10 protein-coding genes and 3 tRNA genes are annotated in these 13011 nt (G+C 68.5%); 6 read left to right on the top strand and 7 right to left on the bottom strand.

The window, feature by feature from the left end; all coding sequences use genetic code 11:
• Positions 1–98 precede the first annotated feature (98 nt).
• A tRNA-Gly gene (locus ACVCMI_RS10460) sits at positions 99–174 on the top strand.
• Between the two features lie 92 nt (positions 175–266).
• Positions 267–340 (top strand) — tRNA-Cys (locus tag ACVCMI_RS10455).
• A 72-nt stretch (positions 341–412) separates the two neighbouring features.
• Here ACVCMI_RS10455 and ACVCMI_RS10450 read toward each other — a convergent pair.
• The 5 genes from ACVCMI_RS10450 to ACVCMI_RS10430 all read right to left on the bottom strand — a co-directional run bounded on the left by ACVCMI_RS10450 (position 413) and on the right by ACVCMI_RS10430 (position 4446).
• Positions 413–499 (bottom strand) — tRNA-Leu (locus ACVCMI_RS10450).
• Between the two features lie 58 nt (positions 500–557).
• On the bottom strand, positions 558–1790 hold the full coding sequence (locus ACVCMI_RS10445; RefSeq protein ID WP_447110603.1) for a TraB/GumN family protein: 1233 nt from the start codon (positions 1788–1790) through the stop codon (positions 558–560).
• Positions 1791–1924: 134 nt separating this feature from the next.
• Positions 1925–2815, bottom strand: a complete 891-nt coding sequence (locus ACVCMI_RS10440) for a carbon-nitrogen hydrolase (protein ID WP_447098864.1) — start codon at positions 2813–2815, stop codon at positions 1925–1927.
• Between the two features lie 120 nt (positions 2816–2935).
• Entirely contained in the window at positions 2936–3985 is a 1050-nt protein-coding gene (locus tag ACVCMI_RS10435; protein ID WP_447098865.1) for an agmatine deiminase family protein, read from the bottom strand.
• Between the two features lie 95 nt (positions 3986–4080).
• Positions 4081–4446 carry a hypothetical protein gene (locus ACVCMI_RS10430; protein WP_447098866.1) on the bottom strand — a complete coding sequence of 122 codons (366 nt, stop codon included), beginning with the start codon at positions 4444–4446 and terminating at the stop codon, positions 4081–4083.
• A gap of 203 nt (positions 4447–4649) precedes the next feature.
• On the opposite strand from ACVCMI_RS10430, the gene ACVCMI_RS10425 reads away from it, so the two are divergent.
• The 4 genes from ACVCMI_RS10425 (at position 4650) to ACVCMI_RS10410 (ending at position 9666) form a co-directional block, all read left to right on the top strand.
• Positions 4650–6563 carry an ABC-F family ATP-binding cassette domain-containing protein gene (locus ACVCMI_RS10425; RefSeq protein ID WP_447098867.1) on the top strand — a complete coding sequence of 638 codons (1914 nt, stop codon included), beginning with the start codon at positions 4650–4652 and terminating at the stop codon, positions 6561–6563.
• Positions 6564–6567: 4 nt separating this feature from the next.
• Complete coding sequence (locus ACVCMI_RS10420) at positions 6568–7488, top strand: phosphoglycerate mutase (protein ID WP_447098868.1); 921 nt, start codon at positions 6568–6570, stop codon at positions 7486–7488.
• On the top strand, positions 7485–9197 hold the full coding sequence (gene recJ, locus ACVCMI_RS10415) for a single-stranded-DNA-specific exonuclease RecJ (RefSeq protein ID WP_447098869.1): 1713 nt from the start codon (positions 7485–7487) through the stop codon (positions 9195–9197). The genes ACVCMI_RS10420 and recJ overlap by 4 nt, the downstream gene beginning before the upstream one ends.
• Positions 9198–9300: 103 nt before the next feature.
• Positions 9301–9666, top strand: a complete 366-nt coding sequence (locus ACVCMI_RS10410) for an STAS/SEC14 domain-containing protein (protein WP_447098870.1) — start codon at positions 9301–9303, stop codon at positions 9664–9666.
• Here the strand turns inward: ACVCMI_RS10410 and ACVCMI_RS10405 are convergent.
• Positions 9653–12157: a PEP/pyruvate-binding domain-containing protein gene (locus ACVCMI_RS10405; RefSeq protein ID WP_447098871.1), complete on the bottom strand. Its 2505-nt coding sequence runs from the start codon at positions 12155–12157 to the stop codon at positions 9653–9655. The two genes, ACVCMI_RS10410 and ACVCMI_RS10405, sit on opposite strands and share 14 nt — an antisense overlap.
• Positions 12154–13011 carry a phosphatase PAP2 family protein gene (locus ACVCMI_RS10400; RefSeq protein ID WP_447098872.1) on the bottom strand — a complete coding sequence of 286 codons (858 nt, stop codon included), beginning with the start codon at positions 13009–13011 and terminating at the stop codon, positions 12154–12156. The genes ACVCMI_RS10405 and ACVCMI_RS10400 overlap by 4 nt, the downstream gene beginning before the upstream one ends.

Below are 13011 nucleotides of genomic sequence, written 5' to 3'. Positions count from 1 at the left end.
TGTCGTTTCCGGCCATCAGCCATGGCGCAGGGACGCACGCGGGAGGGCCGGGCGCTATTCACAAGCGATCTGGTTCTGCTATCATTTGCGGCTCCGATGCGGGAATAGCTCAGTTGGTAGAGCACGACCTTGCCAAGGTCGGGGTCGCGAGTTCGAGTCTCGTTTCCCGCTCCAGGATTTGCACGGAACCCCGGATCGCCGGGGTTTTGTTTTCCGGGGAATATGCGATCATCTCCGTGTCACGATGATCGCGTGCATCAAGCAACGGCCTGGTGGCAGAGTGGTCATGCAGCGGACTGCAAATCCGCGTACGCCGGTTCGATTCCGACCTAGGCCTCCATTGCATCGCGGCTGTCACGGCAGCCCGACAAAAAGCCCGCCATCGGCGGGCTTTTTGCTGTCTGGCGGTGGCTGGTGCCCGGGGCGGGGGTCGAACCCGCATGGCCTTGCGGCCGAGGGATTTTAAGTCCCTTGCGTATACCAGTTTCGCCACCCGGGCCGGAGTGTGCTCGCCGCGAAGGGCGCCGCGCGCAGCGGCGCGAATGCTAGCACGCGGGTCAGAACAGGCTCTTGACGATGTGGAAGCCGGCACTGTACTCGCCGATAAGCGTGCCCACGCTGACCAGGATGAAGTTGAGCAGGGTGCGCGCCACGCGGTTTTTCCACCAGCCGGTCCAGTGCACGATGTCTTCGCGCAGGCTGTCGAAATCCGCCACGCGTGGACGACGCACCCAGGCTTCGGCCATCGCGCTGATGCCGCCGGCGGGGATGCCGGGGCGGAACGGCTTGATCGGGGCGGCGACGAAAGCGGCGGCGACGCTCAATGGATGACTGCCGGCCGCCACCGCGCCCAGGGCAGCGAAGCCGCCGGTGAACAGTATCCACGCCATCAGCGCCTGCGTGCCCAGCGCCGCATTGCGGTGGAATGCCCAGGCGATGGCGGCGAACACCAGCAGCACCAGGCCGGCGGCGACCCATTTCGGCCAGCGTGCCTTGGGCGGGGTCTGCGCCAGTTCGGCAACGGTACGCGCCGGGTCTTCGTGCTGCTCGCGCAGCAGCGTGCACAGGCCCTTGAGATGGCCGGCGCCGATCACCACCAGCACGCGCCGGGGCTCGTCCGACGGCGTGTGCGCGGCTTCCTCGCGCAGTCGCGCCGCCATGTAGGCATCGCGTTCGCCGATCAGGCTTTCATACAGCGGCTTCGAGCCGCTGGCGAACTCGCTGAAGGCGCTTTCCAGCAGGTCGCTCTGCTTGAGCTTTTCCACTTCGTCTTCGGCGATGTTGTTGCGCTCGAAGATGCTGGCGGCGAGCCCGCCGAGCAGGCCGAATCGTTGCCAGAAACCCACGCTGCGCCAGGCGCGTTTCAGCGTGGTGCCGACTTCGCGGTCGATCAGCCACAGCGGCACGTCGTGCGCCTCGGCGCCGTCCATCGCTGCCTTCATCTCGGCGCCGGGCTGGATGCCCGACTGCTCGGCAAGGCGCTTCTGGAAGGTAGACAGCACCAGGCTGGCGACGACCATGCCGGCCTTGCCTTGGCGGATCACCTGGAACAGGTCCATCTGCTTGAACGCTTCCGGATCGCGCATGCCCTGCGCGCGGCTTTCGCACAGCTCCACCGCCACCGCGTCGAAATGCTCGCTGGCCAGCAGCGCCTCGACTGCTTCCTTGCTGCTGCGCGAGACGTGGGCGGTGCCCAGCACCACGTACTCGACGCCATCGCGCTGCACGCGCTCCAGCGGCTGTCCTTCGAGGGCTGCCGGCGGGGCGACTGCGGTTTCGGGAACACTCATGCGGACGGCACGCCAGTCAACGGGGAGAGAAGCCATGAATGGGGGTGACGCCCCTGTGGCACAAGCCAAAACTTGAAACTGCGGCCATGGCTGGCCGCTTTTTGATCTTCGCGATCAAGGATGATCGCAAAGGCTCAGTCACGGAAGCGCTTCAGCAGGTCGGCGTAGGCGTCGATGCGGCGGTCACGCAGGAACGGCCAGATCCGGCGCACGTTCTCGCTGCGGCCCAGGTCGACTTCCGCGAGCAGCAATTCGCGGGCATCGGTACCCGCCCGGGCCAGGAATTCGCCCTGGGGTCCGGCGACGAAGCTGGAACCCCAGAACTGGATACCCGAGGTCGCGTCGGCGGGATCGGTTTCGAAGCCGGTACGGTTGCAGGCGAGCAGGGGCAGGCCGTTGGCCACGGCGTGGCCGCGCTGCACGGTGATCCAGGCGTCGCGCTGGCGGTCCTTCTCGGCTTGCTCGTCAGTGGGATCCCAGCCGATGGCGGTCGGATAGAGCAGCAGCTCGGCCCCGGCCAGCGCCATCAGGCGCGCCGCCTCCGGATACCACTGGTCCCAGCACACCAGCACGCCGAGGCGGCCGACCGAGGTGTCGATCGGTTCGAAACCCAGGTCGCCGGGCGTGAAGTAGAATTTCTCGTAGAAGCCCGGATCGTCCGGAATGTGCATCTTGCGGTAGACGCCGGCGATCGCCGCCGAGCGGTCGAAGACGACGGCGGTGTTGTGATACAGCCCGGCGGCGCGGCGCTCGAACAGCGAGGCGACCACCACCAGCTTCAGTTCCGCAGCCAGCTTGCCGATGCGCTCGGTGCCGGGGCCGGGGATGCTCTCGGCCTGGTCGAACACCTCGACCGATTCGCGCTGGCAGAAGTAGGGGCCGTTGTGCAGCTCCTGCAGCAGCACCAGTTCGGCGCCGGCAGCGGCGGCTTCGCGCAGGCCGGTCTCGATCGCATCCAGGTTGGCGTCGCGGCTGCCGCGGTCGGTTTCCTGCAGCAGCGCGACCTTGAGGGTCTTGCGGGTCATGATGGTTCCTGCCGCCTGTGGCGTGACACGCTAGTGTAGCGAAGCGCGTCGTCGCGGTTGTGCGTGGGGCGGCAACGGCCGGCCTGCGCCGCGCTTTGCCCCCTGGGTCGAGGCAGCCGCTCAGATCATCCCGGCCGGCAGTTGCATGGTGATGCAGTGCAGGCTGCCGTTCTGCCAGATCAGCGGGCGGCAGGGAATCTGCACCACCTCGCGGCCGGGGTGTGCGGTGCCGATGATGCGCGCGGCTTCGTCGTCGGCTTTGTCGCCGTAGGCAGGCACCAGCACGGCACCGTTGACGATCAGGTAGTTCGCGTAGGAGGCGGCAAGCCGACGGCCCTCGTCCAGGATGGGCCGGGCCCAGGGCAACGGATACAGTTGGTACGGCCGGCCATCGGCGGTGCGCAGCGCGGCCAGCTCGGCAGCCATGCGCTGCAGCTCGTCGTGATGCGGGTCGACGGGATCGTCGCAGGCCTGGAACACGATGCGCTCGCCGGGGGCGAAGCGGGCGAGGGTGTCGATGTGGGCGTCGGTATCGTCGCCTTCGAGGTAGCCGTGATCCAGCCACAGCACGCGGTCGGCGTGCAGGCTGTCGCGCAGGATCGCGCTCATCTCCTCGCGCGACTGCTCGGGATGGCGCTGCACCAGGCAGCGCCAGGTGGTGAGGATGCTGCCGGCGCCGTCGCTCTCGATGCCGCCGCCTTCCAGCGCCCAGTCGATACGCTGGTGTGCGGCGTGACCGAACACGCCGGCGTCGACCAGGCCGGCGACCAGTGCGTCGTCCTGTTCGGCGCCGAACTTGCCGCCCCAGCCGGTGAAGCGGAAATCAGTGAGCTGGAAATATCGTCCAGAATCGGCGGTGTCGCCATGCTTCAGCGTGATCGGGCCGGAGTCGCGCAGCCAGGTGTCGTCGTAGGGCAGCTCGACGAAGCGGACCTTCGCGGGGTCCACGCCGGCGCCGTGCAGTTGCGACTGCACGTGCCCGCGCAGCGCGGCGTCCGCGACCACGACAATCAGCGACTGGAACCGCGTGATCGCGGCGGCCAGCGCCACGTAGGTGGATTCCACCGTGTCCAGGCGTTCGGCCCAGTCCGTGCCGGCATGCGGCCAGGCGATCAGTACCGCGGCCTGGGGTTCCCATTCCGCCGGCAGGCGCAGGGTGGAGTCGGTCATGGCGGGGTTCTCGTGCAGATGGGCCGCCTATTGTAAAGCGCAGGCAAACGCAGACGCGGCCCGCGTCGCCACGGGCCGCGTCTGGGTGAAAGGGATCAGTGGACCGCGGACGGGTCGGTGTTGTTGCCCGCGGGCGTGTTGAGCACCGAATGGATCACGTGGCTGTGCTCGAAGTACACGATGAAGTTGGAGTATTCCCAGCGGTTGATCTGCGGGTGCTTCGCCGTGTCCCCGCCGCGCGGCGACAACTTGCGCTGCGGCGCACCCCAGGTCTTCTCGACCTGGGCCATGCTCAGCCCGCGGCTGGGCAGGTTCATGCCTTTTTCCTGCTGCACGCGGTGGATCAGCAGGCTGTCGCCATGTTCGCGCGACTGCGCTGCACTGGCTGCCGACGGCACGGCCAGGCCGGCGGCAGCGGCCAGCAGGATGGCGATCGGCAAACGGCTCGTGAACTTGACCATGGCTCCCCTCTCCATACAAGGCTGTATGCGGCGTCGTTGTAGCAGACCGCGCCATGTTACGCCATGCCGCGCCGCTGCGATTGCGATGGATTGGGCATTCGCTGCGGCCGGCATCCTGATCGACAAGACAGCGGCAAGTGCGCCATCGCCGTTATCATGGGCGGCTGCAGTGCCCGCTTGCGCGGGCAGGACTCGCCCATTCCATGATTTCGTTTCGACATTTCGCCCTGCGCCGCGGCAGTCGTTTGCTGCTTTCCGACATCGACCTGGTGATCCAGAGCGGCTGGCGCCTTGGCGTGATCGGCCGCAACGGCTGCGGCAAATCCAGCCTGTTCGCCGCACTGCAGGGCAGGCTGGAGAGCGATGCGGGCGAGCTGGAGATGTCGGGCAAGCTGCGGCTGGCCTCGGTGGCGCAGGAGACGCCGGCGCTGCCGGACGCCGCGATCGACTACGTGTTGGCCGGTGACGAGGAACTGGCCGCCGCCATCAACGACGAAGCGGAAGCCGGCGATCGCGGTGACATGGAGGCGATGGCGAAGGCGCATCACCGCATCGAGGAACTGAACGGCTACGACGGCCGCGCCCGCGCCGGCCGCCTGCTGCATGGCCTGGGCTTTCCCCCGGAAACGCACGAGCGCGCGGTGCAGGAATTTTCCGGCGGCTGGCGCGGACGGCTGAACTTGGCGCGTGCGCTGATGTGCCCGTCCGACCTGCTGCTGCTGGACGAGCCGACCAACCACCTCGACCTCGACGCCGTGCTGTGGCTGGAAGAATGGCTGCGTCGCTACCAGGGCACCTTGCTGATCATCTCGCACGACCGCGAGTTCCTCGATGGCGTGATCACCCATACACTGCACCTCAACGACGGCAAGGCCAAGCTCTATACCGGCAATTACAGCGCGTTCGAGCGCCTGCGCGCCGAGCAGTTGCGCCAGCAGCAGATCTCGCACGAGCGCGAGCAGGCCGAGCGCGCGCACCTGCAGTCCTTCATCGACCGCTTCAAGGCCAAGGCGACCAAGGCCAAGCAGGCGCAGTCGCGGATGAAGCGGCTGGAGAAGCTGGCCGGCACCGAGGCAGTACGCGCCGAGCGCCCCTTCAGCTTCCAGTTTCCCGCGCCGGGGCGACTGCCCGATTCGATGCTGCAGCTGGAAGGCATCACCGCCGGCTACCTGGCCGATCCTTCCACGCACGCGGACGAAGTGGCGAACATCGTGCTCGCCGACGTGCGCTTCAGCATCGAGGCGGGCGAACGGATCGGCCTGCTCGGCCCGAACGGCGCCGGCAAATCCACCCTGGTGAAGACCCTGGTCGGCGAGCTGGAACCGTTCGGCGGCGAGCGCAAGGTGCACAAGGACTTGAAGATCGGCTACTTCGCCCAGCACACGGTGGAAAGCCTGCGCGAAGGGTCGAGCCCGCTCGACCATCTGCTGGACAAGGCGCCGGGCGTGGCCACCCAGGTGATGCGCGATTTTCTCGGCACCTGGAATTTCGCCGGCGACCGCGCGTTCGAGTCGGTCGACGGTTTCTCCGGCGGCGAGCGCGCACGCCTGGCGCTGGCGCTGATCGCGTGGGACAAGCCGAACCTGCTGCTGCTGGACGAACCGACCAACCACCTCGACCTGGACATGCGCGAGGCGCTGGCCGACGCGCTGGCCGATTTCGACGGCGCGCTGGTGCTGGTTTCTCACGACCGCCATCTGCTCGGCATGGTCTGCGACAGCTTCTGGCGCGTGGCCGACGGCGAGGTGGCGCCGTTCGACGGCGACCTGGACGACTACGCGCGCTGGTTGAAGACCCGCACTGCCGCGAACAAGAAGGCGGCCAAGCCGGTGGTGGCCAAGGTGGTGGAGGTTTCGCCGGAGGAGCACAGGCGCCAGACTGCCGCCCAGCGTGACGAGGAAAAAGCCGCGCGCCAGCGGGTGAAGAAGATCGAGACGCGCACCGCCAGCATCGATACCGAGCTGGCCGCGCTGGAGGCGCAACTGGCCGACCCGGCCACCTACAACGGCCCGACCAGCGAAATGATGCGCATCGGCCAGCGCCAGGCGCAGCTGCGCGGCGAGAAGGAATCGCTGGAAAACGAGTGGCTGGCGCTGGTCGAGCAACTGGAGGCCTGAAGAGATGTCCAAACCGGAGCCGTCGCTGCAACTGTGGCTGCCCTCGCTGGCGCACGTCGAGCCGACCCATCCGCTGCACGCGTGGCTCCCGCGCGCCGACCGCCTGGCGGATGGCGGCGTCGGTTATCTCGATGGCCTCGGCGGGCATTTCACCGGCGTCGAGGCGCACGTGCCCGCGGCGGCGATCACCCGCCAGTTTCTCGCCGGCGACGCGGGCGATGCGCTGTGGCTGTCGGCCGACCCGGCCTGGGTGCAGCCGGACATGAACGGGGTACGCCTGCTGGCCTGCGGTCGCATGGGCCTGGGCCTGGACGAGGCGCAGGCGCTGGCCGAAACGCTGCGGCCGGTGTTCGACGACGCCGGCATGCAACTGGAGATTTCCACCCCGGATCATTGGCATCTGCGCCTGCCGGCCGATACGCCGCTGCCCGGCCTGGCCGCGCCATCGCAGGCGCTGGGCGAGGACCTCGCGCAGCACCTGCCGCAGGGCGCGCACGGGCGCCGCTGGCGCGTGTTGCAAAACGACATCCAGGTGCTGCTGCACCAGCATCCGCTCAATGCGCAACGACGGATGCGCGGGCAATCGCTGGTCAACAGTCTGTGGCTGTGGGGCGGCGGACGCCTGCCCGCGCCGCCGACCAGTGCCCTGGCCGGCGTGGTCAGCGACGACCTGCTGCTGCGCGCACTGGCCGCGCGTGCCGGCATCGCGCATCCGTTGCGCACGGCCGATGCGGTCGCAGCCGCGGGTGCCGGCTGGCTGATCGACCTGCAGGATCTGCCGGCGCACGAGCTGGCCTCGCGCTGGTGGCCGCTGCTGCAGCCGCTGCTCGAACGCCAGCCCGTCACGCTGCATTTCGCCAGCGGCGAACGCTGGCTGCACAAACCCGCTCATCGCTGGCGCTTCTGGCGCGGGGCAGGGCGTTGAGCGTGCTGCAGCTGCGTCGGCGCGAAAGCCGGGGCACGCCGCATGGCTGGCCGGATGCGGTGCACCCGGTGCTGCAGCAGGTCTACGCCGCGCGCGGCGTGCTGGAACCCGGCCAGGTCGAGCACCGGCTGGCGCGGATGCTGTCGCCGCAACTGCTGGGCGGCATGGCGCAGGCGGTCGAACTGCTGGCCGAGGCGATCCGCGATGACTGGACCATCCTGATCGCCGGCGACTACGACTGCGACGGCGCGACCGGCACCGCCGTGGCCGTGCGCGGCCTGCGTCTGCTCGGTGCGCGGCGGCTGGATTACGCGATCCCGAACCGCTTCGTGCACGGTTACGGGCTGAGCGCGGCCTTCGTCGCCTCGATGCAGCCCACCCCGCAGCTGATCGTCACGGTCGACAACGGCGTGGCCAGCGTGGCCGGCGTGGCGGCGGCGCAGGCGCGCGGCATCAAGGTCATCGTCACCGACCATCACCTGCCCGGCGAGCGGTTGCCGGCGTGTGATGCGATGGTCAATCCGAATCTCGCCGGCGACGCGTTCCCCAGCAAGGCGCTGGCAGGTGTCGGGGTGATGTTCTACCTGCTGCTCGCCCTGCGTGCAAAGTTGCACGAGCAGGGCGCTTTCGGCGCGGCGAAACCCGACCTGTCGGTGCTGCTCGACCTGGTCGCCCTGGGTACGGTGGCCGATCTGGTGCCGCTGGATTTCAACAACCGCGTGCTGGTCGAGGCCGGCTTGCAGCGCATGCGCAGCGGCCGCGCCTGCGCCGGCATCGCCGCGCTGGTCGAAGCGGGCAGGCGCAGCCTGACCACGCTGTGCGCCAGCGATCTCGGCTTCGCAGTCGGGCCGCGGTTGAACGCGGCCGGGCGCCTGGAGGACATGCGCCTGGGCGTGGCCTGCCTGCTCACCGACGACGTGGCACAGGCGCGCCGTTACGCCGAGCAGCTCGACGCGATCAACCGCGAGCGGCGCGACCTGCAGGCCTCGATGGTGGCCGAGGCCGAGGTGATGGTGGCTGGCCTGGGGCCGCTCGATGCGATCGGCGTGGCATTGTTCGAGCCGTCGTGGCATGCCGGCGTGGTCGGCCTGGTCGCCTCGAAACTCAAGGAGCGGCTGCACCGCCCGGTGATCGCCTTCGCCCCGGCCAGCGAAGACGACACCGAAAACCTCCGTGGTTCCTGCCGTTCCATCCCGGGCTTCCACATCCGCGACGCGCTGGCCGTGATCGACGCCCGCCAGCCCGGCCTGATCGAACGCTTCGGCGGCCACGCAATGGCTGCCGGGCTGAGCCTGAAAGCCGCCGACTACCCGCGCTTCGCCGCCGCCTTCGACGCGGTCGCGCGCGAGTTGATCGAGCCCGAGCGGCTGCAGGCGGTGCTGTACACCGACGGCGAGTTGCCGCCCGGCGCCGCCACGCTGGCGCTGGCCCGCCAGTTGCGCGCCGCCGGCCCATGGGGCCAGGCGTTCCCCGAACCGCTGTTCGACAACCTGTTCGACTGCGCCGGCTGGAAGGTGATGGGTGAGACCCATCTGCGCCTGCAACTGCGCGACCCGCGCGATGGCGCCGTGCACGACGCGGTGATGTTCAATGCCTATGACGGCCAGCCACCGCCGCCTCGGCTGCGCACGGCCTACGAGCTGACCATCAACGACTGGCAGGGTCGCGAGACGCCGCGCCTGCTGCTGCGGCACATCGAGCCCGCCTGATCGGAAATGCAGGATTCTCGAAAGCCTGCTCCCATGCCTTCGACTTGCACGCTTTTCACGTGCCTGGACCCAAACTGGGGCACCCCATCCCAGGAGCACGCCCGTGATCGCACAGATCGAAGGATTGCCTGCCGGCACGCTGGGTTTTCGCGCGCACGGCCAGGTCACCGCGCAAGACTACGAGAACATCGTGGTGCCGGATGTCGAGGCGGCGTTCGCGCTCAATCGAAAGCTGCGCCTGCTCTACGTCACTGCCGACGACTTCACCGGCTTCGACCCCGGCGCCATGTGGAACGACGCAAAACTCGGCGCGCGGCACTTCAGCAGTTGGGACCGTGTGGCGCTGGTCACTGACGTGCCCTGGCTGCGCGGTACCGCCACGGCCTTCAGCTTCGCCATCCCCGCCCAGTTCCGCCTGTTCCGTGGTGCCGAGGTCGACGAAGCCACGCGCTGGATTACGGCGGACTGAGTACCTCGACGGTGCCGTGGCGGCCGTCGATGCGCACGCGCTGGCCATTGGCCAGCATGCGCATCACGTGGCGCACGCTCATCACGGCCGGCAGGCCCAGTTCGCGCGCGGTCACCGCGCCGTGCGACAGCGGGCCGCCGCTTTCGGTGATCACTCCGCGCGCCTGGTAGAACAGCGGCGTCCACGCCGGGTTGGTGGTGCGCGCCACCAGGATCGCGTCCTTGGGGAAGTGCGGGAAATCCTCCGGGCTGCGCACCACGAATACCTCGCCCTCGACGATGCCGGGGCTGCCGCCCAGGCCCTTGAGCACCTGGCTGCCGTCGACCTCGACCGGTTCCGCCTCGCCGAAGATCCAGTCCGGCGTGCGTGCGCAGGCCGCCAGGTAACCGGCCTTGTGGCGGGCGGCGGCTTCCGTGATCGGGGACAGTTCACCGCTGTGCAGCGCGCCGTCGAGCAGGGCCAGCGGCACGAAATAGACGTCCATCGGATCAGCCAGTACGCCGCGTTCGACCAGCTGTACGCCGATCGCTTTCAGGCCGCGGCGAAATGGCAGGTGTAGGCGGGTGGTCTGGTAATGCTCCAGGTCGTCCAGCGCGGTATACGTGCGGGCCAGCCGGATCACCTCGTGCACCAGGTAGCGCAGTTCCTCCGGCGCATGGCTGAGCACGTTGTGCTCCATCGCCGCCTGGGCGGCTTTCTGCGCCAGTTCGGCGGCGGCGCGGTCCTCGTCGGGACGATCGACCAGCATCTTCAGCTGGTCCAGCACGATCTGCGGTGCCTCGACCCAGGTCGGGTGGTAGGCGTCGAAATCCAGTTCGCGATGGCCGTGGCGGGCCAGGAAGCGCTGGAACTCGGCGTGGAAGGCGGGGTGCTGCACCAGTTCTTCCAGCAGTTCGACGCTGGGTTCGCTGCGCAGCCGGTCATGCAGGACGGCATCCATGCGAACCAGCCGCGACAGCGACCACAGCTCGGCATTGACCTGGCCGGTCTTGGTGTCGGTGACTGCCAGCAACTGGTCGAACACCTGCTGCGCCTGGTCGGCCGGCAGCGCCAGTCGCAGCATCTGCTGCAGGGCCACGTACAGCGTGCGCTGGGTCAGCGAGATGGCGATGTTCGGCAGGAAGTAGCTGGCGCCCAGCGCATTGATGCGCAGCACGTAGTCCCACAGTTCATTCAAAGGGCGGCCGTCCAGCGACTCGCGCATCAGGGCGCCGATGCCGAGCAGATAAGTGTCCAGGTCGCGCATCCAGCGCACCGGCAGCTCCTGCACCCAGGCAAACTGCGCGGCGATCTGCGGCAGCGCGGCGCGGATGCTTTCCACGTCCTTGAGCATCTTCGCCGGCGTGCGGCCGCTGTAGAGTTCGACCGCGTTCTGGTTGCCGTAGATGTAGTAGTCGCGCATCGCGAACCACTTGTCGCCGAACGGCGGCAGGCCCATCAGCTTGAAACTGTGGTTGAGCGAGGCATGGAAGCCGGCTTCGCACAGATCCCAGGTCAGCGGGGTGACCGGGTTGGGAAAGCGCTCGGCCGATTCGTCGCGGGTCCAGCGCGCCGGGATGCGCGTCACCGCACGCGACTGCAGCAGGTACAGCGTGCCGTCCTGCCACGCCCACTCGATGTCCTGCGGGAAACCGAAGTGCTGCTCGGCGGCCAGCGCCAGCTGCGCCACGGCGCGGCGTTGCGCTTCGGCGAGGGCAGGGGCATGCGCCTGTTCGGCGGACAACGTCGAGTGGCGAGTACCGCCGGCGGCATCGGTCACCAGCGCCTGCGGCTTCTCGGCGATCACCGCGTCGACCTCGCTCATGTCGCTGCGCCTGAGCCGGTACTCGTCGACCGGCTCCTCGCCACCGACCACGGTTTCGCCGAGGCCGAACGCGGCGTTGATCAACACCTGGTCCAGCGCCCCACGCACCGGGTCGATCGAGAACGCCACGCCGGCGGCCTCATGCTCGCCCACCTGCACCATCTTCTGCACCACCACGGCCATCGCCGCGTCCAGGTGGTTCAGCCCCATCCGCTCGCGATACGGCAGCACGTGGGCATTCCACAGCGAGGCGTAGCAGCGGCGGATCGCGTCGAGCACGGCATCGACGCCGCGGATGCCCAGCAAGGTATCGTGCTGGCCGGCGAACGCAGCGCCGGGCAGGTCTTCCAGCGTGCCGGAGGAACGCACCGCCACCGGCGCATCGGCCAGATCGAGTGTTTCCAGTTTCGCGGCGAGCTCGTCGCGCAGTGACGACGGCAACGGCTGCGCGAGCAGCAGGGCCTGGATGCGCTCGCTGCGGGCGGCGTGGTCGAGTGTGGCGTCTTCCAGCACGTGGCGGATCGCCTCATGCAAGGGCGCCACGAACTCGCGATAAACCTCGCTGCCGACCACGATGCCCGGCGGCACCGGCAGGTGCTGCGCGGCGCGCGCCAGGTTGGCGCCCTTGCCGCCGCTGACGGCATGCTCGGCGGCCTGCGGATCGGTGAAGACGAGGAGTTGGGTCATGCGAGGGTTTCCTTGCGGTAACGCTGAATGAAGGCGAGCACCGCGGCGGCGAGGGCGATCCCGCACAGCACGTCGATGCCGTAGTGATAGCGCAGGTACAACGTGGCCACCACCAGCGCCAGGATGATCGGCGCCAGCAGGGCGGCGATGCGCCGATACCTGCCCAGCGCGAAGAAGCCCAGCACATACACGCCGATGCCGCTGTGCAGGCTGGGGAACACGTCCATGCCGGTGATCCCGGCCTTGACCACGCCGGCCAGCAATGCCGTCATCGCGCCGCCGTGCACGGGATACGGAAACACCTCGGGAAACGCCATGTACGGTCCACCGGCCGGCACCAGCAGGTAGCCGGCAAAGCCGACCAGGTACATCAGGGTCAGGCCGAGGAAGAACGCCTTCGCCTCGGGGCTGCTGCGCTGCACGCTGAACACGATCGCCGGCAGTAGCACCACGAAATAGAACAGGAAGTAGCCGCTGCTGAGCAGCTCCGACAGCCACGGCCGTTCCCAGCCCAGCAGGTGCTCCGGCAGGCTGCGGCCACCCCACAGATCACGATCCAGCGCGAGCAGCGTCGCGTCGGCGGTGTGCTGGATGAATACCTCGCGGATCGCCTTGAACAGCGGAAAGATCAGCCAGCAGGCGACGAACTGCAGCGTGCCTTTCCAGCTGGCCCAGCCACTGCCCGGTGCAGCCAAGGTAGCGACCAGCAACAGCAGCCAGGCGATACCGCCAAGCAGGCTGGCGGCGTGCAGGTCGCCGTCATCCAGCCGCCAGGCACCGATGCTGCCGAGCACCAGGATCAGCAACAGCTCGGCGGCGAAGGCATGGCCGATCCAGCGCGCGATGCGTGGCAT

The organism is Rhodanobacter sp. UC4448_H15 (assembly GCF_052978265.1).
Note: the sequence above shows the minus strand (reverse complement) of the source record. Positions and strands in the feature narration are given on the sequence as shown.

Bases quoted from the DNA above. Each gene is read 5' to 3' on its own strand.
- ACVCMI_RS10405 (WP_447098871.1), bottom strand. From the start codon at position 12,157: ATGACCCAACTCCTCGTCTTCACCGATCCGCAGGCCGCCGAGCATGCC.
- ACVCMI_RS10400 (WP_447098872.1), bottom strand. From the start codon at position 13,011: ATGCCACGCATCGCGCGCTGGATCGGCCATGCCTTCGCCGCCGAGCTG.
- ACVCMI_RS10435 (WP_447098865.1), bottom strand. From the start codon at position 3,985: ATGACCGACTCCACCCTGCGCCTGCCGGCGGAATGGGAACCCCAGGCC.
- ACVCMI_RS10425 (WP_447098867.1), top strand. From the start codon at position 4,650: ATGATTTCGTTTCGACATTTCGCCCTGCGCCGCGGCAGTCGTTTGCTG.
- ACVCMI_RS10445 (WP_447110603.1), bottom strand. From the start codon at position 1,790: ATGAGTGTTCCCGAAACCGCAGTCGCCCCGCCGGCAGCCCTCGAAGGA.
- ACVCMI_RS10440 (WP_447098864.1), bottom strand. From the start codon at position 2,815: ATGACCCGCAAGACCCTCAAGGTCGCGCTGCTGCAGGAAACCGACCGC.
- ACVCMI_RS10430 (WP_447098866.1), bottom strand. From the start codon at position 4,446: ATGGTCAAGTTCACGAGCCGTTTGCCGATCGCCATCCTGCTGGCCGCT.
- ACVCMI_RS10420 (WP_447098868.1), top strand. From the start codon at position 6,568: ATGTCCAAACCGGAGCCGTCGCTGCAACTGTGGCTGCCCTCGCTGGCG.